Origin of the sequence: Asanoa ferruginea (genome assembly GCF_003387075.1) — a bacterium.
Taxonomy (GTDB): Bacteria; Actinomycetota; Actinomycetes; order Mycobacteriales; family Micromonosporaceae; genus Asanoa; species Asanoa ferruginea.
Map to the genome: position 1 here is coordinate 7,549,409 of NZ_QUMQ01000001.1, position 21,252 is coordinate 7,570,660.

General features: G+C 70.0%; 20 protein-coding genes. 6 read left to right on the top strand and 14 right to left on the bottom strand.

The features are described from left to right. Window positions 1–368: 368 nt before the first annotated feature. Complete coding sequence (locus tag DFJ67_RS44610; RefSeq protein WP_308442593.1) at window positions 369–1,817, bottom strand: SDR family NAD(P)-dependent oxidoreductase; 1,449 nt, start codon at window positions 1,815–1,817, stop codon at window positions 369–371. 187 nt (window positions 1,818–2,004) lie between these two features. On the opposite strand from DFJ67_RS44610, the gene DFJ67_RS35320 reads away from it, so the two are divergent. Then, on the top strand, window positions 2,005–3,189 hold the full coding sequence (locus DFJ67_RS35320; RefSeq protein ID WP_116073039.1) for a zinc-dependent alcohol dehydrogenase: 1,185 nt from the start codon (window positions 2,005–2,007) through the stop codon (window positions 3,187–3,189). Between the two features lie 593 nt (window positions 3,190–3,782). Here DFJ67_RS35320 and DFJ67_RS35325 read toward each other — a convergent pair. From DFJ67_RS35325 to DFJ67_RS42440, 3 genes are all read right to left on the bottom strand, one after another. Further along, window positions 3,783–3,983, bottom strand: coding sequence for a hypothetical protein (locus DFJ67_RS35325; RefSeq protein ID WP_116073041.1), 201 nt, complete (start codon window positions 3,981–3,983; stop codon window positions 3,783–3,785). Window positions 3,984–4,108: 125 nt separating this feature from the next. Further along, a complete protein-coding gene (locus tag DFJ67_RS35330) occupies window positions 4,109–4,543 on the bottom strand; it encodes a hypothetical protein (protein ID WP_116073043.1) in 435 nt (144 codons plus the stop codon). A gap of 259 nt (window positions 4,544–4,802) precedes the next feature. Beyond that, window positions 4,803–5,063, bottom strand: a complete 261-nt coding sequence (locus DFJ67_RS42440) for a hypothetical protein (RefSeq protein WP_147315736.1) — start codon at window positions 5,061–5,063, stop codon at window positions 4,803–4,805. A 207-nt stretch (window positions 5,064–5,270) separates the two neighbouring features. On the opposite strand from DFJ67_RS42440, the gene DFJ67_RS35335 reads away from it, so the two are divergent. After that, a complete protein-coding gene (locus DFJ67_RS35335; RefSeq protein WP_170216123.1) occupies window positions 5,271–5,456 on the top strand; it encodes a helix-turn-helix transcriptional regulator in 186 nt (61 codons plus the stop codon). A gap of 229 nt (window positions 5,457–5,685) precedes the next feature. On the opposite strand, the gene DFJ67_RS35340 is transcribed toward DFJ67_RS35335, so the two are convergent. Further along, window positions 5,686–6,282: an SDR family NAD(P)-dependent oxidoreductase gene (locus DFJ67_RS35340; protein ID WP_116073045.1), complete on the bottom strand. Its 597-nt coding sequence runs from the start codon at window positions 6,280–6,282 to the stop codon at window positions 5,686–5,688. Between the two features lie 197 nt (window positions 6,283–6,479). Between DFJ67_RS35340 and DFJ67_RS35345 the strand changes: the two genes are divergently transcribed. From DFJ67_RS35345 to DFJ67_RS35355, 3 genes are all read left to right on the top strand, one after another. Beyond that, the gene (locus tag DFJ67_RS35345) at window positions 6,480–7,484 is read left to right on the top strand and encodes a hypothetical protein (RefSeq protein ID WP_147315737.1); all 1,005 of its coding nucleotides are present in this window, start codon (window positions 6,480–6,482) and stop codon (window positions 7,482–7,484) included. Window positions 7,485–7,510: 26 nt separating this feature from the next. Then, window positions 7,511–8,068, top strand: a complete 558-nt coding sequence (locus DFJ67_RS35350; RefSeq protein ID WP_116073049.1) for a DinB family protein — start codon at window positions 7,511–7,513, stop codon at window positions 8,066–8,068. Between the two features lie 79 nt (window positions 8,069–8,147). Continuing rightward, window positions 8,148–8,336 (top strand): hypothetical protein, encoded by a 189-nt coding sequence (locus DFJ67_RS35355; protein WP_116073051.1) that lies wholly within the window; start codon window positions 8,148–8,150, stop codon window positions 8,334–8,336. A gap of 66 nt (window positions 8,337–8,402) precedes the next feature. Here the strand turns inward: DFJ67_RS35355 and DFJ67_RS44835 are convergent, their stop codons facing one another. After that, window positions 8,403–8,666 (bottom strand): GNAT family N-acetyltransferase, encoded by a 264-nt coding sequence (locus DFJ67_RS44835; RefSeq protein WP_116073053.1) that lies wholly within the window; start codon window positions 8,664–8,666, stop codon window positions 8,403–8,405. Between the two features lie 162 nt (window positions 8,667–8,828). Then, window positions 8,829–10,496: a CehA/McbA family metallohydrolase domain-containing protein gene (locus DFJ67_RS35365; RefSeq protein ID WP_147315738.1), complete on the bottom strand. Its 1,668-nt coding sequence runs from the start codon at window positions 10,494–10,496 to the stop codon at window positions 8,829–8,831. Window positions 10,497–10,776: 280 nt separating this feature from the next. On the opposite strand from DFJ67_RS35365, the gene DFJ67_RS35370 reads away from it, so the two are divergent. After that, complete coding sequence (locus DFJ67_RS35370) at window positions 10,777–11,373, top strand: hypothetical protein (protein WP_239097073.1); 597 nt, start codon at window positions 10,777–10,779, stop codon at window positions 11,371–11,373. Window positions 11,374–11,417: 44 nt separating this feature from the next. On the opposite strand, the gene DFJ67_RS35375 is transcribed toward DFJ67_RS35370, so the two are convergent. The 7 genes from DFJ67_RS35375 to DFJ67_RS35405 are packed head-to-tail and all read right to left on the bottom strand — an operon-like array spanning window position 11,418 to window position 21,250. After that, window positions 11,418–12,257, bottom strand: coding sequence for a methylenetetrahydrofolate reductase (locus tag DFJ67_RS35375; protein WP_116073057.1), 840 nt, complete (start codon window positions 12,255–12,257; stop codon window positions 11,418–11,420). Continuing rightward, window positions 12,247–13,920 carry a choline dehydrogenase gene (gene betA, locus DFJ67_RS35380; RefSeq protein ID WP_116073059.1) on the bottom strand — a complete coding sequence of 558 codons (1,674 nt, stop codon included), beginning with the start codon at window positions 13,918–13,920 and terminating at the stop codon, window positions 12,247–12,249. The genes DFJ67_RS35375 and betA overlap by 11 nt, the downstream gene beginning before the upstream one ends. Next, the gene (locus DFJ67_RS35385) at window positions 13,917–14,480 is read right to left on the bottom strand and encodes a sarcosine oxidase subunit gamma (protein ID WP_116073061.1); all 564 of its coding nucleotides are present in this window, start codon (window positions 14,478–14,480) and stop codon (window positions 13,917–13,919) included. The genes betA and DFJ67_RS35385 overlap by 4 nt, the downstream gene beginning before the upstream one ends. After that, entirely contained in the window at window positions 14,473–17,406 is a 2,934-nt protein-coding gene (locus DFJ67_RS35390; protein ID WP_203783345.1) for a 2Fe-2S iron-sulfur cluster-binding protein, read from the bottom strand. The genes DFJ67_RS35385 and DFJ67_RS35390 overlap by 8 nt, the downstream gene beginning before the upstream one ends. Further along, the gene (locus DFJ67_RS35395; protein WP_116073063.1) at window positions 17,403–17,651 is read right to left on the bottom strand and encodes a sarcosine oxidase subunit delta; all 249 of its coding nucleotides are present in this window, start codon (window positions 17,649–17,651) and stop codon (window positions 17,403–17,405) included. Before DFJ67_RS35395 ends, DFJ67_RS35390 begins: the two co-directional genes overlap by 4 nt. Before the next feature lie 9 nt (window positions 17,652–17,660). Further along, a complete protein-coding gene (locus tag DFJ67_RS35400) occupies window positions 17,661–18,866 on the bottom strand; it encodes a sarcosine oxidase subunit beta family protein (protein WP_170216124.1) in 1,206 nt (401 codons plus the stop codon). After that, window positions 18,863–21,250 carry a GcvT family protein gene (locus DFJ67_RS35405; RefSeq protein WP_116073067.1) on the bottom strand — a complete coding sequence of 796 codons (2,388 nt, stop codon included), beginning with the start codon at window positions 21,248–21,250 and terminating at the stop codon, window positions 18,863–18,865. The genes DFJ67_RS35400 and DFJ67_RS35405 overlap by 4 nt, the downstream gene beginning before the upstream one ends. Between the last annotated feature and the right edge of the window lie 2 nt (window positions 21,251–21,252).

A 21,252-nucleotide genomic window follows, 5' to 3' on the forward strand; every position in this document is an offset into this window, starting at 1 on the left:
GAGGAGATGTGAAGCAGTGCGGCCGGCGGTACCCGGCCCCGCGACCGGCAAACGCAGCGATCGCGCGGCCACGTTTCGCAGTCTGAGATCCGGAAATACGTACGTGCGAAAAGGGTGAGTTATTTCGAAGCGGACAAGAGGGAGATTAGGTCATGGAAGAGAAGCCCGGAGCGCGCCTGCCAGAGGAGCCACAGGAGGAACGTGGCCAGAAAGGCTCGCGAGACGCGGGATCGAGGAAGCCAGACGAGGGAAAGGCTGGCCGGCGGGCGGGCACGGCCGACGAGAAGTCGGACACGTCAGTCCTGCCGCAGAAGACACAGGATCAGGACTCGCCGCACCTCCAGTCTGGCGGCTGACCCAGCAGGTGTTCAGCCAGACCGCTCGACGACGTCGCCGAGACGCCGCAGTGACTCCCGATTGCGACGACCGAGGAGCATGTCGTTGAGTTGGTTGCGCAGGACGAGCAGGGGTCCGCCGCTGAACTGCTCTTCGATGACGATCCGGGTGTGCTTCCCCATCTCTCTCAGGGTGATGTGGACGGTGGCCTCGCCGAACGGCCACAGCCTCGGTCGCATCACCAGTCGGGTGGGTGGTTCGCAGACCAGTGAGACGGTGGACTCATGGATCGACAGCGGCCATGGGCCTGCCTTGTGATGGATCCGGCTACCCGGTTCGGGCCAGCCATCGTCGACGTCGCGGATGTGTGCGGTGCCGACGACCCAGTCGCTGTAGGTCCAGCCGTTTGCCAGGACGGCGAAAACGTCCTCGCGTGTCGCGGCGATCAGGTGTTCGGTTCGGGCCATGGTCTGCTCGCCTTCACGGAGGAGGAAACGGGTCAGCGTGTCGGTGCCGGATGGATTCGCCGGCCCACGACCGCGCCCGCCACCAGCGCCGCGGCGCCTGCCGACGCGGCGACGGGCCTGAGCCACTGCCGGCCCCAGGACGCGGTAGTGGCCGCCTGTCCGGGCAAAGGCGCGAAGACGTTGCCGGTGTTCGCGGCGACCGGTTCGCGGGACAGGCCCCCCCCGGCGCATGAGCGGACCGACCAACAGGTCGTAGGCCCCCGGCGTCGCCGAGAACCCCAGCCGGATCAACGGGTTCGCCCATCCGACGGACACCGAGCGTCGCGGATGTCCAGCCACCTTGACAATGGCAGCGGCCACCTTCTCTGGACGGTCGACGGGCGACGGCGGCCGGCCGACCCGGCCGGCGTAGTTGGCGGCGGTGCGATAGATCGGCGTGTTGACACCACCGGGTTCGACCAGACATACATGGATTCCAGGGGCATCCCGGGTCTCCTGCCGAAGCACCCGCGCCAGCCCTCGTAGGCCCCACTTGCTGGTGATATAGGCGCTCATGTATGGCGCAGCGATCACGCCGAGCAATGAACCGCCGAGCACCAGCACGCCGGCGTCCTGGGCGCGGAAACGGGCCAGTGCCACTCTCGCCACCGCCGCTGAACCGAGCAGATCCGTCCGCACCACACGGTCGAAAACCTCGGCGGGGACGTCTTCGAAGCGCCCGTAGGCCATTACGGCCGCCGTGTGCACCCAGACGTCGATCCGGCCGAACGCGCCGGCGGCCACGTCGCTCAGGTCGCGAATCGCTCGGCCGTCGTTGACGTCGACCGACTCCACGATGACCTGGGCGCCGCGTGCGGCGCACTCGGCAGCGACCGCCTGCAACGCGGAGTCCGACCGCGCGGCCAGGACAAGCCGATCGCCGCGGTCGGCGAACGCCAACGCGGTGGCACGGCCGATCCCACTCGACGCGCCGGTAATCACGACGACCCGGCGATCTTGTGCGCCTGTTCCCATGCAATGGGGCTACCCGTTACGACCGACGTTACCCATTTCGACGAAGCCCAAGGACTTTTGCCCGGTACGCGGGGCCGTGTCCCGGTAGCCGTAATGGACGGACCGCCCGGGGTTAGCCGCGCCGCGGGCGGGCACCTGTCCCCATGGGCGCGGCCGACCGGGTCGCCGTGACGACGGGAGGCCCACGGTGAAGGCGCTGACGTGGCAAGGCACCGAGAAAGTCTCGGTCGAGACGGTTCCCGACCCGCGGATCCAGGAGCCGACCGATGCGATCGTACGCATCACGTCGACCGCCATCTGCGGCTCGGACCTGCACCTCTACGACGTCCTCGGGATGTATCTCGACCCCGGTGACATCCTCGGCCACGAACCGATGGGCATCGTCGAGGAGGTCGGCCCGGAGGTCACCCACATCGCGCCCGGCGATCGGGTGGTGGTGCCGTTCAACATCTCCTGTGGCCACTGCTGGATGTGCGAACGGGGCTATTTCGCGCAGTGCGAGACGACCCAGGTCCGCGACGAGGGCAAGGGCGCGGCGCTGTTCGGCTACACCAAGCTCTACGGCCACGTCCCCGGCGCGCAGGCGGAGTATCTGCGGGTGCCGCAGGCCCAGTTCGGACCCATCAAGGTTCCGGCCGAACACCCCGACGAGCGGTTCCTCTTCCTCTCCGACGTGCTCACCACCTCGTGGCAGGCGTTCCGTTTCACCGACGTCCCGCCCGGCGGCACCTGCGCCGTCATCGGCCTCGGTCCGATCGGACAGCTGACCGCCCGCGTCGCCCGCCACCTCGGTGCCGAGCGGGTCATCGCCGTCGACAACGTCCCGGAACGGCTCGAGATGGCACGCCGGCACGACATCGAGGTGATCGACACCAGAGCCGTCGACGACGTACCCGATGCGATCATGACCTTGACCAACGGACGTGGTGCGGACGGCGTCGTCGACGCTGTCGGCATGGAGGCACACGGCTCGCCTCTCCAACATTTCGCGCAACGCGCCGCCGGCAAGCTTCCCGACAGCCTCGCCCGCGCGGCGACCGAAAAGTTCGGCGTGGACCGCATGGCGGCACTGAACACCGCCCTGGGCAGCGTCCGCCGGGCCGGCACGGTTTCGATCATCGGTGTGTATGGCGGCCAGGCCAACCCGCTGCCCATGATGGACCTGTTCGACAAAGGTGTGACCCTCCGGATGGGCCAGGCACACGTCAAACGCTGGGTCGACGAGATCATGCCCGCCCTGACCGGCGACGACGACCCGTTGGGCACCGAGGACCTCACCACCCACCAGCTCCCGCTGACCGAGGGCCCGCACGGCTACGAGATCTTCAAGGCGAAGCAGGACGGCTGCATCAAGGTCGTCCTCAAACCATGACGATGTTCCCCGGTTTCGAAATAGACCACGTAGACGGCGGCGACGTCACGCCTCGAGTTCCTGTGACGGCAGCGGATATGCCCGCCAGCGGGAACCCCAAACGGCGGACGATCGAGGCGGCCACAGCATTCTCCTGGTGGCTCTCCCTTGACAGCTTCCGCAGTTCCGGCAGCTCAGGGCCGCCAATTTGGCGTGGCCTTCGTTCTGGCTAGCTATCGGCAAGGAGAACCGCGTCGGCGCAATCGCCTCGCTTGCGTTCAGCCGACCGTGAACGGCAGGAGCGTTTCAACACCCATGCCAGGTGGGACCGCACGCACCAAATTGGACGCCTGCGGCGCACACGGCGGGCCACGATGTTCCGCCAGATGGCCGCCGGGCAAAGCCCTGAGTTTGTCGCCACCTGCGGCGGATGATGTGGACCGACTTCACGCGTCCTCCGGCGGCCGCGCCTCGTGGCGAATAGAGCCGGTGCGCGTGCGGGAGGACACGACCCCGCGGCCGCGTCTATCGAAGGGCGCAGCGAATTGGCTGGGCCGGGTGTGAAGCCGACAAACGCCACGGGGTGTACTCGCGGTTCGAACACTCGCCGCGACCTACATGAGCAGCGCCGCCAAAGAAAGCACCACCGCAGCGAAACTGACGACCACGACAACGGAGGTGGGCACCGCCCACAGCCACTTAAGCCATGCCCGCCCGCGCCGTTGGTTCGGGCCGAGTTCCGGCAAGACGATTCGTACTGGCTGATCGTCGCCCTGGCGCAGCCATAGCAGCCCACGCGGGTCAATGAACGACACTACCGGGACGAGAGTCTCTCGAACAGCGCCAGGTCTTGGTCCTCGTGTAGATCGACCCGAAGTCGTAACCCAGTGTGTCCGGTGCCACTGAAGTCCGCCTCCCGGCCACCCGAGCGATCTTTCGCCTATTCCTCGCGGTCGCGGCGGTGGGCCCCGCCCTTCTTCCCGAACGCTGACGACAAGTTGAGGCCGATGATCGCAGCACCGAACCCCAACCACAGCATAAGAAACCCGAATCGTTCCGCGCGCACTAAACCGACGGCTCCGACAGTCAGAATCGCGAGGGCGACGACTGTCCCCAGGACCGCGACGGGCTTGTGCGGGTCGTCAACGACCACTCCCCCGGCGTCCGGATCATCCAGCGTTGACAGCATTTCGAACCACGCCACAGCCCCCCGCGGGGTGGTCGCCTCGCAACCGGCGCCCAGGTCAACAATGAGCACGTAGTCGCCAACGAGCGCTCGTAGCCGCCCGGCAGTGATCATGTGCCCCGCCGCAACGACGGGAGCGTCGACGAGACCGGCCCGCATCAGCCCCGCCCACGCGGCCGCCTGCCGCATCCACGACGATGTTGCGGGTGGTGGCCAGGCTCAACCGGATGCCAGCGGTGGATTTGGGTGTCGTTGACCTGCGTCGGCGCGTACGCCGCGGTCGATCGCCCAGGTGCGGCTGTGAGTCCGAGACTGGGGTGACCCTGGAGGCGTAGGAGTGTCGCTCCGGTCAACCCCGATGGAGAGCGATCAGTTGGCTCACGCATCAGGATGGACGGCGCGAAACAACCGGTACCGCGGAGTGTTGCTGCGGCGGTGCTCGGTCAGGTCAGCTGTTTACCAGCTCGCCCAGCATGTAGTGCAACGTCAGCGCTTGGTTCGTGGGCAGCGCGAACACAGTCGTGACGTCGTCGTCAGTAAGCGCCAGGCGGACAAGACGCGGTCCGTCATCAGCGAGCTGGACGAGAGTTACTTCGATACCCATCAGGTCGCCAGGCGCGCTGGCTGTTATGGGCGCCGACTCGTGGGCGCCCGCACGTACACAATCGCTCCCGCGGCACCACGAAGGATGCGCGATGCGTGACTGCACGAGACCTCCTCATTGGCTCCAATTTTCGAAACCCGTCGAGCTCAGCGTCCTGCCTGAGTTGATCCACCTAGGCAACGTGGGGCTAGCGGATCGCGAGAATCGTTTGGTCGTGCCGCCTGCCAGGACTCCCACGATGCCATACCGTTGTCTTGTAGACAACCCCCCGGTTGGCAACTTGACAACCCCACCAGCCGGGAGGGTGCCGCCGTGGAGGAAGTCGTGGCCGCCGCGGAGATCGCCGACTATCTCGGCGTCTCTCGCCAACGGGTCGCCCGGCTTACCCGCCGCCCTGACTTCCCTGAACCGATCGCGCATCTGTCGGTTGGCCGAATCTGGCGTGCTTCCGATGTGCGCGGTTGGGCAGCGCGGCGTGCCAGTCACGACGAGATGTAGGAGGGGCAGCGAGGCGGTGGGATTGCCCTAAGGAGTCTTGTGGACTGTGTTTCAGGGCTGGCCGCTTGACCGCCGCCTTTCAAGAGCTGTACTGACGAAGGAGTTTCGCCGGGCGGACGTCGAGATTAGGGCCGGGACGTAGTCAGGCGATTCTCGCCGTAGGGTTAATGGGCAGGTTGAGTGCCCGCTGAAATGTGGAGTCGTCCTCGTCGGTCAGCTCGCGGAGGCGTTACGGGCGGCGGCCGCGGCGACAGCTGCCAGGTCTTCGCCCGAGAAGCCGACGCGGCTCAGCACCGCCAGGGATTTGTTCGTTGCCAGCGTGCACAACGCCAGTCCGCTGCCTCCGTAGGCTGTCGCTCATGCCTTCGAGGGCGAACTTGGTTCCGTGGTACCACCCGCCCAACGGGCCGTAGGTCTTGCCGCCGGCGGACGAGACGTTGATGATCCGCCCGCTCCGTTGCGCACGCATGTGGGGCAGGACGAGTTGGATAAGCCGGAAGGCTCCGAACACATTCACCTCGAACTGCCTACGACCTTCAGCGGCCGTCGTTTCTTCGATCGCACCGAGAGACCCGTATCCGGCGTTGTTGACCAGCACGTCGATCCGACCGCGGTCGGCGACGATCCGGTCGATGGCGTCCACCATTGACCCGTCATCGGTCACGTCGAGTTTGAGCGGCAGCAGTTCCTTCGTCGCCGCATCCGCGAGGCGATCCCCACGGCGACCTGCGGCGTACACGACGAAGCCGCGCCGACGGAGCGCCAGGGCCGCCTGCGCTCCGATGCCTGACGTCGCGCCCGTGACGAGCGCTACCCGTGCGTCCACGACAACCTCCCCTGACCTGGGCCGACGTCCACCTCCCATCATGAACCACCGCCACAGGACGAGAAATGGGGCCGGTGAGGCGCGGGAGGCGGCTGTTTCAGTGACGCAGCTTCTCCTGAGCCCCGACGGACGGCGAACCGCTACGGGAACGGCGAGGACGGCGTCTGCGTCCTACATCCATGGCTGGGAGTTCAACGGTGTGGGATGCGATGCGCCGTTCAGCATTCATCGCAACGGCGGCGCTGCTCATTCTGTCGGTTTCCGCATGCGCGTCGCCGGCGGACGTGGGGGCCCCATCCGACGCAGGCCCGACGGGTCGGGAGCCTGCCCTGCCAACCGGGTGGCGGTGGGAGTCCTACAGCGGTGTCCAGGTCGGCGTCCCCGGCGAGTGGGGCTGGGGTAGCGGCAGCCAGCGACTGGGTCAGTGGTGCATCGCCACGAAGGACGAGATCACGCGACCGATCGTGGGTCGCCCCAGCGCTACCACCCTGGTCGGCTGCCCCGGGCGAGATGACAGCACGCCCAGGCCCGACACGTTGACCGCGAACACGGGTTTGGTGGTTGGCTTCGATCGAACCAAGGACCGCTCCAACGGCGTCGAGCACGAGGGCGACCGCACGACCGTACGACTCGATGGGGTCTTGGTCATTGTGCAGGCTCCGCAAGCGTTGCGTGAGCGCATCGTCGAGACGATCCATCCTGTGCGCGTGGACAGCTTCGGCTGCCCCGCGACGCACCCGGTTGGCGCCAAACCGGACCAACGCCCGGCAAAGGCGGTGAGTGTGGCGTCGCTCCGTGGCGTGTCCGCCGTCTCGGCTTGCAAATATCAGGTTGCGGATCCCGACCGCCCGGAGCCGCGCCTGCTTTCTGCCCTTCGGTTGGACGATTCCACAGCCGAGCGCGCGATCCGGGAGATCGCGAAGGCGCCGCTTGGTGGGGGCCCGAACAATCCCGAGGAATGTGCGCAGAGCGTCGCGTACGGAGACGAGGGCATCGTTTTGTTGGTGCGGTCTGCGGTTGGCCTGACGGAGATTGTGCTTCGCTACTCCGGGTGTGACCACAATGGATTCGATGATGGCGTCTCCGTTCGCTCGTTGACCGCCACGTCTGTGGCCCCCTTCATCGCCGGACCGAACGCGGTGCTGAGTTCCTTCGGCTCGGCGAAACTGCCGATCCTGCGGCCAGATCTCACAACCCGTTGACGGATGCCGGTGCCAGATCCCCCGAGATGCGCTATACCGGCAGTGTGTCGAACGCGTTTGTGCAGAGCATGGCCCATAACTTCGAACAGGCGCTGCGGCTGATGGAGGCGGCGCTGACCGACTGCCCCGACGAGCTGTGGCAGACAGACTTGTGGCCGGATGAGGCGCCAACGGCTCCGACGCCGCACGGGGGGCTGCACGGCTCGGCTCCCTGGTTCCTCGGCTACCACGCGCTGAGCACGCTCGACTATGACCTGGCCGGCGAGTTCGAGTCGTGGACACCGCCGCAGCCGTTCGACGACAACACCTACGGCTTCCCCAACCGCAGGTTCACCAAGCCCGACCTTCTCGGGTACGTCGATTGGTGCGGCGGCCGCGTACGCCAGACCCTTGATGGCCTCACCGAGGAGATGGCCGCTCGGCCACTTCCGAGCGCGCATCGCTACCAGGGGATGCCATTCGCGGTGATTATCGGAAGCCTGCCGCTGCACGTCGTTGAGCACGCCGCCCAGATCCGTCAGTTCCTCACCGCGGCGGGACGCACAGTGCAACCCATGCCCGGTGACCGTAACTACATGGGTTGACCATGACCCGGGCGGCCTAGCCGACCGGCCGAAGGACGGCGCCATGTGTCGAGCCGCGAGGTCCGGGAAAGACGTCCGCATGTCGCCGGTGACGAAGAACGAAACGCGGCTCATCGTCGCAATCTCCGCGGTGTGCGTCGCCGCCCTGTTGGCGCTCGCTTTCCTCGTCGGCACCCGCGCTGCCGACATCTTGGCCGCAGTCGCTGCGATCTCGGCGCTGAGCGCCGCCGGCGTGCTGATCTCGGCGTACCTGCGTGCTGTGAAGTGACTGGCCCACTGCCACGGTCCTGGCCACGACCGCACTGGTGATCCTCTGGCGGAGCGGGCACGACCGTCAGTGAGTGGGAATGACGTAGATGCGGCGCGACGGCGTGTTGTTCGGGCGGATGCTGGCCCGGACTCGCCCGATCCCGGCCGGTCGACATTCGTCCAGCACAAGCTGTGCCGCTTCTGAGCCGAAACCGCGGCTCCGGCTGCTACAGCGGATCATGTAACCGATCTCAGGCTCGGCCGGACTCGTTCGCCCAACGAACATGCCGCAATTGCCGATCAACGCATCGGTCTCAAGGTCGCGGACTGCGGTATGGGTACCGCGCACTGGTCAACACAGATCGCATCGGCACTCCCCAGATCGACAAAGGCCGGACTCACAGCTTGAGCGGGATGTCGTGGTTATCGAGCAGCTGCCAGCGCGAGCGTCAGCCCTCGACGTCGCCCCGCCGACCCTAGCTGGGCAGCCACCGGCCCCTGGTGCGGCCGGTCAGTGCCGATGCGATCCGCGGCCAAGGCGGAAACGGCGCGCCTTCGGCACCTCGACGTCATCGGTGTCCGGCAGCAGCCACATCGGGTTGCTGAAGCCCAGCGGAACCCCAGCGGCGTCGAACACCTCGACCCGGAGGTAGCGTCCCTCGGCGCGGGCGAGCCGAAACGGCAGCAACCCGCCAGCGAACGCCGACGAAGGAAAGGATTGCCGCTCGATATGACGGGTGGTCGCCCCCGACCGGTCGCAGACGCCCACCACGACGTCGACGGTCGCACCTGCGGGCAGGTTCGCCGCCAGGATCTCGACCGGCAGGTCGGCAAGATCGGTCAGGATGACCTGGCCCATCGCGCTGCGCCCGTCGACGGTCAGGTCGAGCGAACCCGTCGGCCACAGCCGCTGGTGGTTCAGGAACACCTGGCCGGCCGCCAGCGCGGCGATCAGGTCCCTGGCCGATCGTGACCGCGACCAGACCGACGTGTGGAAGTAGAACTTCCGGGCCCAGTCCCGACCCGCATGGTCGTCGTTCTGGCTGGTCGCGGTCAGGAAGATCGCGTTGCGGGCGGCGACGTCGAAGAGGTTGAACCGGTTGTTCGCGACGGTCACGTCGGCGCGTGAGTCGAGTGCCTCCATCAGGTCGCAGCCCAGCGCCCGGCTCGTGACCAGCTCGGCCGCGTCGAGCGGCGGGTGGTTGTATTGGACCAGCGCGCCGCGCTCGTGATACCAGCGCACCATCTCCTGCGCCGCCGCCACGCTGTTGTCGAGCACCGGTGCCGTGCCGCGGTCCGGGTAGGGGAACAGCTCGAAGTGCTCCATGAAGACGTTCATGTGCCGCACCATCGATACCTCGGCGCCGAGGAGCTGGGTGATCTCCGGGTATCCCTTGCCGAGGCGCTCCATCAGCGCGCGCTGTTCCCGGACCGCCCAGCGGAGCTGGTCTCGGGTTCGCTTGATCCGCAGGTGGCCGAACGCACCCTGGCCGGTGGCGTTGTTGCGGGCCCGCACGCCGAAGCGCAGCCGGGCCAGGGCCGAGTCCTCGGCCACGAGGTCGGGCCAGAACCGCTGCAGGTCGCGCAGCGGGCGGATCTTCAGGGTCTGCCAGGTGCCGGTCGCCCGCACGGTGACGACGCCGGTCAAGTCGGCCTCGATCACCCGGGACGCCTGGCTGCCGATCCGGTATTCGAGGACGTAGACCCCGGCGGGCCGGCCGGCGATCGCGGGGCGGTATGACGTCTCGATCTGGAACACGAGTTCCGCGTCCGGACCGGTCCGCTCGGCGAGCACGTCGAGCACGAGCGTCGTGTCGGTCAGGTTGGTGGTGTAGAAGCTGTTGCCGCCATCGCCCCACATCCAGGCGGCGCCCCAGGACGTGGCGCTGGTGCCGGTTGCGGTGACCCGCAGAGCATTACCCGCGAAGGCGTGCCGGGCACCGGTGATCGGGCCCTCGTTCTGGGGATACCAGGCCAGTTGCTGGCCCTCGTCCGTACCGTCGAAGCTGATGGTGTCGTAGTAGCCGAACGCCTCCATCCGCCAGTCGTGGTCGGTCCACCACACGACGTCGGTTCCGGTCTGCCTCGCCTGTTCGAGCTGGGCCAGCATGCTCGCCCCGCCGCCGCCGTCGGCGTAGCTCCCGCCCTCGCTGAACGACGAGTGGGTGTGCGTCGACATTCTCAAGAGCGTGCGCCCCGGATCGCCTCCGACCGCTGGCGTGCCCAGTCCCCCGACCGCCGCCGCGACACCGATCCCGAGCCCGGCGCCGAGCACCGACCGACGTGTGACATCCCGTTCCACCACCGGTAAACGACGGCGCGGCACTCGCGTGACTCGCTCGCCGCTTTCCCCTGCGCGAGGGAGCGAGTTCCCCCTCGGAGGGGATCAAGTGCGGTCCCGCATCGATGACTGTGAAGGTCAGAGGCTGCGGGACCGCGGCCGGATCGGGAGGACGACCATGATGCGCAGGACAATCGGGTGGGGCATGGCCGCAGCGGCCATCGCGGTGGCGGTGGCGGCGCCGGCCGGGGCCGCGAACCGCGGGCCGGCACGGGTGACCGGATCGGCGGAGTTCGCTCTGCCCTATGGGCAGGACAGCGACGTGCGCTCGTTCGCCTTCGACGCCCGGTCGGCACCCTACAGCCGCCCGCTCCCCCTTCCGGGCGGCGAGCAGGGCGGGCCCGCCGACGCGACCGGAACGGTCCGGGTCGCGCACTGGGTGGCCGCCGACAACATCACGGTGCGGTGGGAAGCCGCGGTCGACTGCATGATCACCAGCCCGGGTTATGCCACGCTGACCGCCATCGTCACCCGGGCGGACCCGCTGGCCCGCGACTTCGTGGGCAAGCGGGTCGGTTTCAGCGTGCAGGACGGCGGCCGCGGCCGCGACCGGGTGGGGTTCACGTGGTCGGCCAGCGCCGACCAGAACGAGGCGGGGGAATGGGGGCCGTCTCGGATCGGTACCTGCCTCGCACCGGCCGCGTTCGCGACGGTGACCCGCGGGGACTACACGGTCCGCCACGCCGAACTGACCGCGCCGCCGGACGGCAACTGACAACAGGCGCACGGCGGGGCGAGACGATCGCCCCGCCGCGGCGCCTACCGGTAGCGGGCGAGCAGGTCCTGGCGCCACCGTTCGGTCTCGGCGAGCTGGTTGAACGTGAAGACGTGTAGACCGGTCAGGCTCACGTCGTGTGACCGCAGCGCCCGTGTGACGTTGCGCAGCAGGCCGTCCGGCGCGTAGCCGCCGGGCACGGCCAGCCGGGCGAACCACGACGGGTGGCGGGTGAGGAACCGGGTCGACTCGCCGACGCCGATCTTGGTGGCGACGGCGACGAGCTTCGCCCGGTCGACCGGGCCGGCGAGTCCGAGGAACCACGGCAACGACACCTGGCGGCGGCGGACCCGGATCGCCCAGCGCGCGATGACGCGGGGATCAAAGCAAAGATTGCTCACGATGTACGTCGCGTGCCGGCGCTTGTCCCACATCGACTGGATGGTGATGTCGTCCTCGATGGACGGATGGCTTTCCGGATACCCGGTGATGCCGACCCGCGGGAACGGGTTGCCCCGCTCGCTGAGCGCGGCGAGCACGGGCAGCGCGGCGTCGTAGGGTCCGACCGGCGGGTCGGCGTCACCGGCGGGCACGAACACGTCCTCGACGCCGGCGCGGACGAGGCGTGCCACGATCCGCTCGAGGTGTGTCTCGCTCGCGATCAGCCGGGCGGCGATGTGTGGGACGACCCGATACCCGGCGGCGGCGAGCCGCTCGGTCAGGTCCAGCGTGGGTTCGAGGCCCTTGGTCGGCGAGGCGGTCACGGTCACGGTGACGTCCAGCGGCACGCTCTCCCGGACGCGGTCCTCGACGGTCGCCGTCGGGATCACCTCGTAGCGGACGGTCGAGAGCAGTCGCGTCAGCGCGGCACGGTCATCGCGCATCCGCTGCCCGGCCAAGAGGTTGATGCCGGTAGAACTCCACCGGCAAAGGGGGCGCCGGCGTGGCGCCCAGGATGAGGTCGGCGCTCTTCTCGGCGAGCATCATCACCGGCGCGTAGATGTTGCCATTGGTGACGTAGGGCATCGCGGACGCGTCGACCACGCGCAAGCCGGTCAGGCCGTGCACCCGCATGCTGCCCGGGTCGACGACCGAGTCCTCACCGGCACCCATCCGGCAGGTGCACGACGGGTGCAGTGCCGTCTCGGCGTCGCGGCTGACCCAGTCCAGGATCTGCTCGTCGGTCTCGACCGCGGCGCCCGGCGAGAGCTCACCGCCGTCGAACGGCGCGAACGCCGGCTGGCTGAGGATGCTGCGAGTGACCCGGACGGCCTCGACCCATTCGCGCCGGTCCTTGGCGGTGGACAGGTAGTTGAACCGCAGTTCGGGATGCACCCGCGGATCCGCGTTCCTGATCTTGACAGTGCCACGCGCGTCGGAGTACATGGGTCCGATGTGGACCTGATAGCCGTGGCCACCGGCGGGCGCCGAGCCGTCGTAGCGCACGGCGATGGGCAGGAAATGGAACATCAGATTGGGGTACGCGACGTCGTCGTTGCCGCGGACGAAACCGCCGCCCTCGAAATGGTTCGTGGCGCCCGGTCCGGTGCGGCCGAGCAACCACTTGAGCCCGACCTCGGGCCGGCGTCGCCACTTCAGGTAGGGCTGCACCGACACCGGCTGGGTGGACGCGTGCTGCACGTACACCTCGAGATGGTCCTGAAGGTTTTCCCCGACGGCCGGCAGGTCGGCCACCACGTCGATGCCCAGGGCGGTCAGTTCCTCGGCGCGGCCGACGCCGGACAGCTGGAGGAGTTGGGGGGTGTTGATGGCGCCGCCGCAGAGGATGACCTCGCCCGCGCTGACCCGGTGCACCGGCCCCGAGCCCCGCCGGTATTCGACGCCGACGGCCCGGTCGCCGTCGAAGAGCACCCGGGAGACGAGCACGCGGGTACGCACCTCGAGGTTGGGCCGGCCCATCGCCGGGTGCAGGTAGGCGCGGGCCGCCGACAGCCGCCGCCCCCGGTGGATGTTGCGGTCGAACGGGGCGAAGCCCTCCTGCCGGTAGCCGTTGACGTCGTCGGTCAGCGGGTAACCGGCCTGCTGGACCGCTTCGAAGAAGGCCTGGAACAGCGGGCTGGTCGCCGGGCCGCGTTCGAGCACGAGCGGGCCGCCGTGGCCGCGGAACGAGTCGTCTGGATCGGCCGCCAGGCAGTCTTCCATCCGCCGGAAATAGGGCAGGCAGTGCGCGTAGTCCCACGCCCCCATGCCCGGGTCGGCGGCCCACCGCTCGTAGTCGAGCGGGTTGCCGCGCTGGAAGATCATTCCGTTGATGCTGCTGGACCCGCCGAGCACCTTGCCCCGGGCGTGGTAGATGCGCCGGTCGCGCAGGTGCGGTTCGGGCTCGGACGAGTAGCCCCAGTCGTAGAACCGGTTCCCGATCGGAAACGTCAGGGCGGCCGGCATGTGGATGTAGACGTCCCACGGATAGTCCGGGCGCCCGGCCTCCAGCACCAGCACGCGGTTGGCCGGGTCGGCCGACAGGCGGTTGGCCAGCACGCTGCCCGCGGATCCGCCACCCACGATGACAAAGTCCACGTCGCTCATCGGTCTGCGGGCTCCCCTCTGACGTATTCGACGGCCGCGTCTATGAGCCACCGGGCCAGGTAGTCGGCGTAGGAGGCGCGGACGAAGACCCGGTAGGCGGTCGCGGTCCGGTGCAGGATCACCTGGGCCTTGGCCAGGTTGGTCTGGGCGCACGAGCCCGGCCCGAAGGCGCGGGGGTGCAGGTCGATGGCGCAGCCGTGGGCCAGCACGTCGCGGGCGTGCGGCCCGGTCAGCTCCAGCACGGTGCGGGCGGCTGACACGTCCACAGCCTCGATCGGGAGCGTGGCGCCTGGCGCGTCGACGACCAGATACCAGCCGGGCCCGCACCACAGGGCGTAGCGCGGTCCTGGGCCGACGGCGCGGCCGGCGGCGGGCCACGCGGCGGCCAGCAGCGGGCCACCGAACAGGGTCGCGGCCAGGTCCGTCATCGCCGGCTCGGCGGGATCGCCGCGCACCTCGTAGGAGGTCAGGTAGGGCAGTTCGCGGATGATGCCGGTGGCCGCCAACTCGTCGGCCAGGTGCGCCAAGGGGCTGCGGCGCAGGGCGAGCAGGTCATCCATCGCGGCGGGCTCCTTCGGCGTCGTAGAAGACCGGTTCGGTCACCACGACCGGCTCGGCCCGGCCGGCGTCGACGGCGTACAACGTCTCGCCGCGCCGGGTGAGGCCGCCGGCGACCAGCGCGAGCGCGAACGACCGGCCCAACGCCGCGCTGTGGTAGCTGGAGGTGACGTGACCGAGCATCGGGGCGCCGGCGTCGATGACCAGTTGCGCTCCTTCGGCGAGGACCAGTGACGGGTCCACCGGGAGCAGGCCGACGAGCCGCTTGCGGTCGGCGCGGGCGGTGTCGGGCCGGGTCAGCGAGCGCTGCCCGACGAAGTGCTTGGCGGTGGACACGGCCCAGCCCAGCCCGGCGTCGTGCGGGGTGACCGTGCCGTCGGTGTCCTGGCCGACGACGATGAAGCCCTTCTCGGCCCGCAGGACGTGCATGGTCTCGGTGCCATAGGGGGTGGCCCCGGCTGCGGCGACGGCGTCCCACAGCGCCTGCCCGTACCAGGCCGGGACGTTGATCTCGTAGCTCAGCTCGCCGGTGAAGCTGATCCGGAACACCCGCGCCGGGATCCCGGCGACGGTCGCGTCGCGGATCGTCAGGAACGGAAACCCTTCGGCCGAGACGTCCAACGACGGCGCCAGTCGGCTCAGCACCTCGCGCGAGCCCGGGCCGACGACGGCGACGGCCGCCCACTGGTCGGTGACGGAGGTGGCGGTCACCCGCAGGTCGGGCCACTCCGTTTGCAGCCACTCCTCCAGCCAGTCCAGCACGGCCGCGGCGTTCCCGGTGGTGGTGGTCAGGTGGTAGTGGTCGTCGGCGATGCGCGCGGTGACGCCGTCGTCGAAGACCATCCCGTCGGCGTGGCACATCACCCCGTAGCGGCACTGCCCGACGCGCAGCGTCGAGAACCTGTTGGTGTAGATGCGATCGAGGAACTCGCCGACGTCGGGGCCGCGCAGCTCGATCTTGCCCAGGGTGGACACGTCCATCATCGCGACGCCCTCCCGCGCCGCGCGGCACTCCCGCTCCACCGCCTGGTCCATGTTCTCGCCGGGTCGCGGGTAGTACCACGGCCGCTTCCACTGCCCGACGTCCTCGAAGGCCGCACCCGCGGCCTCGTGCCTCTCGTGCATCGGCGTCCGCCGCTCGGGGTCGAGCAGGCGCCCGCGGTCGCGACCGGCGAGCAAGGCGAACGAGATGGGTGCGTACGGGGGACGGTACGTGGTCGTGCCTACGGCTCCGACCGGGAGGCCGAGCAGCCCGGCCAGGACGCCGACTGTGGTCACGCCGGTGGTCCGGCCCTGGTCCGCCGCCGTGCCCGCCGTGGTGAAGCGCTTGACGTGTTCGCTGGCGCGCATCCCGGCGCCGACCGCTCGGCGCACGTCGCTCAGGGTCGCGTCGCGTTGGAGGTCGACGAAGATCGTGTCGGCCCGCTCGTCGGCGGGGCCTGTGACCCAGCACGCCGCCGGCGCGCCCGCCCCGGCGACCGAGTCCGTGGCCGGGGGCAGCGGCTCCTCACCGCTGCCGCCGTGGGTGGCGGCGGCCGCCTGCCAGCCTGCCTCCGCGCCCTCGGCGAGCGCGTCGGCCAGGTCGAAGGTCCCCGCGGCCGCGCCGACACACGCGATCGCCGGAAGGGGATCGCCGGGCACGAACGCGGCGTGGTCGGGCGACCATCGGGGCCGGCCGCCCGCCTGGCTGTAGAGGTGCACGGCCGGATTCCAGCCGCCCGACACCGCCAGCAGATCGCACGGAACCCGGCGGGCCTCGCCGGCTCCGTCGAGCGGAGCCACCCACACCGCCGTCAGCACGCCGTCAGCGTCGGCGTCAGTGCCCACCACGCCGTGGCATGCCGCGACGACGACAGCGCGATCCCGCAGCGCGCGGTGCGCCTGGCCTTCGACGTCACGGCCGGCGCCCCGGTCCCCCAGCGCGCCGTGCGCCCGGCCTCCACCGCCGTAGCCGGCGGCGTCGACGACGCCGCGCTCCCGCGGCGCGTGGGGCGCCGCGCCCGGGCGGACGTCGAGCACCGCGGCCAACTCCACGCCCGCGTCCGCCAGGTCGACCGCGGCCCACAGTGCGCCGTCGTGCGTGCCGACCACGACGGCGCGCCGCCCGGGCAGGACGCCGTAGCGCCAGGCGTAGCCCGCCGCGGCGGCGGCCAGCATGACGCCGGGGCGGTCGTTGTCGGGGAACAGGATCGGGCGTTCGTGTGCGCCGGTGGCCAGCACCACCCGCCGGGCCCGGATGTGCCAGAGCCGCTGCCGGGCCACGTGTGTCGGTGCGGCCGGCCCGAGATGCTCGGTGCGGCGTTGCACCGCCACCAGGAAGGTGCCGTCGTAGGCGCCGGTCACCGCCGTGCGGGTGAGCACCCGCACGTCCGGCAGGCCGGTCAACCGGGCATGCACGTCGGCGACCCAGTCCATGGCCGGGCGGCCATCGAGGCGGGCTCGGCCGGCCAGCAGCTCGCCGCCGAGTTCTGCCCTCTCGTCGGCGAGGATGACGCGCGCGCCGGTAGCGGCGGCGGCGTGCGCCGCGGCCAGCCCGGCCGGGCCCGCGCCGACGACGAGCACGTCGCAGTGCGCCCAGGTCTTGTCGTAGCGGCTGCCGTCCGGCTCGCCGCGCAGCTCGCCCTTGCCGGCCAGCGACCGCGCGACCAGACCGTCGTAGACCTCGAGCTGGGTGGCCCGCACCATCGGCTCGCCCGGGCCGGAGTCGACCTGGACGAACGCGTTGGGCTCCTCGGCGCCGATGCCGTAGGTGCCGCGCGGGCGACCGGTGTAGGGGCCACGCGCGACGATCCGCACCCCGTTGGCGAGCAGCGCCGAGCTCAGCGTGTCGCCGGGATGCGCGGAATAGGCCCGGCCGTCGAAGTGGAACGTGAGGGTCCGGTTCCGGTCGATCCGGCCGCCGGTGGCGAGGCGGAACGGCTGGCTCACGACGGCGCCCCGAACTCGTAGGTCACGGTGTGGCGGACGGTGTTGCACCACCGCCGGCAGCCCGCCGCATGGAACCAGCGCTCCGCGAACCAGCCCTTCGGGTTGTCGCGCAGGAACAGGTATCCGGCCCATTCGGCGTCGGACAAGGCCGCCGGGTCGGGCGGGTAGGCCACGTGGGCCTGCCCGCCGTAGCGGAACTCGGTCTCGTCGCGCGGGCCGCACCAGGGGCACGGAACACTCAGCATCGCTCCCCCTCAGTGCGCGACCGCGGCCGCGCCGTGCTCGTCGACGAGTGCGCCGGTGGTGAAGCGGTCCAATGTAAACGGTGCGGCGAGCGGATGTGGTCGGGCGTGGGCGATGGTGTCGGCGTAGACCCAGCCCGCACCGGGGGTGGCCTTGAAGCCACCGGTCCCCCAGCCGCAGTTGACGAACACGTTCTCGACCGGCGTCAGGCCGAGGACCGGTGACGCGTCCGGGGAGACGTCGACGATTCCGGCCCAGGTGCGCAGCACGTGTGCCCGGGCGAAGATGGGGAACAGCTCCACGGCGGCGGCCAGCTGGCTTTCGATGACGTGGAACGAGCCGCGTTGCCCGTAGCCGTTGTAGGCGTCGATGCCGGCGCCCATCACCAGTTCGCCCTTGTGTGCCTGGCTCACGTAGACGTGGATGGCGTTGGACATGACGACGGTGTCGAGCACCTGCTCCAGCAACTCGGAGACCAGTGCCTGAAGTGGATGGCTGGCCAGCGGCAGCCGGAATCCGAGTTCCTGCGCCAGCACGGACGTGTGACCGGCCGCGCACAGCGCGACCCGGCCGGCCTCGATGGTGCCGCGGCTCGTCTCCACCCCGGTCACCCGTGAACCCTCGCGGCGGAAGCCGGTGACCTCGCAGTTCTGGATCAGGTGGACGCCGAGGCGGTTAGCGGCGCGGGCGTAGGCCCAGGCGACGTGGTCGTGCTTGGCGATGCCGGCGCGCGGCTGGAAGGTGGCGCCCAGCACGGGATAGCGCAGCTCGGGCGAGGTGTTGATGATCGGCACGAGCTTCTTCACCTCGGCCGGGGTGAGCCACTCGGCATCGATCCCGTTGAGGCGGTTGGCGTTCACCCGGCGGACGCTCTCCCGCACGTCGGGCAGGCTGTGCGCGAGGTTGAGCACGCCGCGCTGGCTGAACAGGATGTCGTAGTCGAGCTCGTCGGAGAGCCCCTCCCACAGCTTGAGCGAGTGCTCGTAGATGGCCGCGCTCGCGTCCCACAGATAGTTGGACCGGATGATGGTGGTGTTGCGGGCCATGTTGCCGCCGGCCAGCCAGCCGCGCTCGAGCACGGCCACGTCGCTGATCCCGTGGTTGCGGGCCAGGTAGTAGGCGGTGGCGAGGCCGTGCCCGCCGGCGCCGATGACGACGACTTCGTAGCCGCGCTTCGGCTCGGGGTCGGCCCAGAGGAAGTCGGGGTGGGCGGTCACCCGCGTAGCCGTTCCATGCGCGGGTCGAAGAGGGGCTCCGCGGTGACGGTGGCCGGTATCCGGCGGTCGAAGTAGCCGATGTCGACGCTCTGGCCGGGTGTCGCCAGCTCCGCCGGCAGCCAGGCGTACGCGATCCCGGTGCCGACGGTGTAGCCGTAGGCGGCGCTGGTGATGTGCCCGACGCAGTCGTCGCCGGCGTAGACCGGCTCCTTGCCCATGACGATGTCGGCGAGGGTCAGGCAGGTCAGCCGGCGCGCCGGGTCCTTGCGTGCCAGCAACGCTTCCCGGCCGAGGAAGTCACCCTTGTCGAGCTTGACGGCGAAGCCCAGGCCGGCCTCGTAGGGATCGTGCTCGTAGGTCATGTCGGTGCCGAACAACCGGTATCCCTTCTCCAACCGCAGGCTGGCGAACGCACCCCGCCCACCGGCGACGACGCCGAGCGACTGGCCGGCCGACCACAGCGTGTCCCAGAGCTTGAGCCCGAGATCGGCGGTGGTGTAGAGCTCGTAGCCGAGTTCCCCCACATAGGACAGCCGCAGCGCGGTGACCGGCACCGTGCCCAGATAGGCGCGCCGCGCCCGGAAGTAGCGGAAGCCCTCGTTGGAGAAGTCGTCGGCGGTCAGCGACTGCACGAGGTCGCGGGCCCGCGGCCCCCAGACGCCGACGCAGCAGGTGCCGGCCGTCGTGTCACGAACGGTCACCGATCCGTCGGCGGGCAGGTGCCGGGCGAACCAGTCGACGTCGAGCGGCCCGTTGATGCCGACCTGGAACTCGCGCGGGCCGAGCCGGGCCACCGTGATGTCGCTGCGGATCCCGCCGTCGACGTCGAGTAGCAGGCAGTAGGTGACAGTGCCGACGGCGCGGTCGACGTTCCCGGTCGTGAGCCATTGCAGGTAGGCCGCCGCGCCGGGGCCGGTCACCTCGACCCGCTTGAGTGTCGTCATGTCGTAGAGGGCCACGGTCTCGCGGGTCGCCAGCGCCTCCGCGCCGACGATCGGCGACCAGTAATGCGCGGCCCAGTCGTTCGGCGTCGGGATGTCGCGACCGGCCAGCAGCCGGGCGTTGGCGCCGAACCACTGTGGCCGCTCCCAGCCCGCGTATTCCAGGAAGGACGCGTCCAGCTCCCGCTGCCGGGCGTAGAACGGCGTCGTGCGCAGCGGTCGAGGCTTCTCCATCGGCTGGAGCGGGTGGATGACGTCGTAGACCTCGATGTAGTTCTGGCAGTCGCGGGCGAGCACGTAGTCGGGCGCGAGTTGGTGTGGCTCGAAGCGGTTGACGTCGCACTCGTGCAGGTCGAACGAGGAGCAGTGCCCGTCGACGAGCCATTCGGCGACGGCCCGCGCGACGCCCGCCGAGTGGGTGACCCAGACCGCCTCCGCCAGCCAGAACCCGTCGACCGCGGCCGACGGCCCGAGCAGCGGCATGTTGTCGGTGGTGAACGAGAACAGCCCGTTCATGCCCTCCTCGACCTTGGCCTCGCGCAGGGCCGGCAGCAGGTCCTGCGCGGCGGCCCAGCCGGGCTCGAAGTCGACGGCGGTGAACGGCAGCACCGACGGCGTCGGACCGCGGCCGATGTCGTCAGCCGCCACCGGCATCGGGCGGTGGCCGTAATAGCCGACCCCGATCCGGTCGAACCGCTCGCGCACGTAGAGGTCGGCGTCCTGATGCCGCAGGATCGGCCGGACCGCCTGCTGGTCGGCGAGTGCCCGCAGCGGCCCGGTCCAGCCGAACTGGTGGGCCAGCGGCGTCAGCGGCAGGTTGACGCCGACCATCCGGGCGATCCGCGGCCCCCAGATTCCGGCGCAGCACACGACGAGGTCGGCGGGCAGCTCGCCCCGAGACGTCACGACGCCACGGACCCGCTCGCCGGCCACCCGGATGTCGAGCACCTCGTGGTGATCGAGGACCCGGACGCCCCGCTCCCGTGCCCGGGCGAGCTGCGCCTCGACCGCGCCGACACTGTCGGCCAGCCCGTCGCCCGGCACATGGAGACCACCGAGGACCGGGCCCAGCAGGGAATGGCGGCGCAGGCACTCGGCGGGATCGAGCACCTGCCCGTCGCCACCCCACGCGGTCAACCAGCCGTGCCGCCGGTGCAGGTCGGCCAGCCGCGCCTCGCTGGTCGCGACCTCCAGGCTGCCGACGGTCGAGAAGCACCCCAGGCGGGTCAGCTTGTCGACGGTGTATCGGGCGAACCCCGTCATCACTTTCGCGGCGTTGGTCTGGAACACCAGGCCGGGCGCGTGCGAGCTCGATCCGCCCGGCCGTGGCAACCCACCCTGCTCGACCACCGTGACGTCGACCCAGCCCAGCGCCGACAGCTCGTCGGCGAGCGCGGCACCGACCACGCCGGCGCCGATGATGACGACCCGCGGCGCTGCCATGG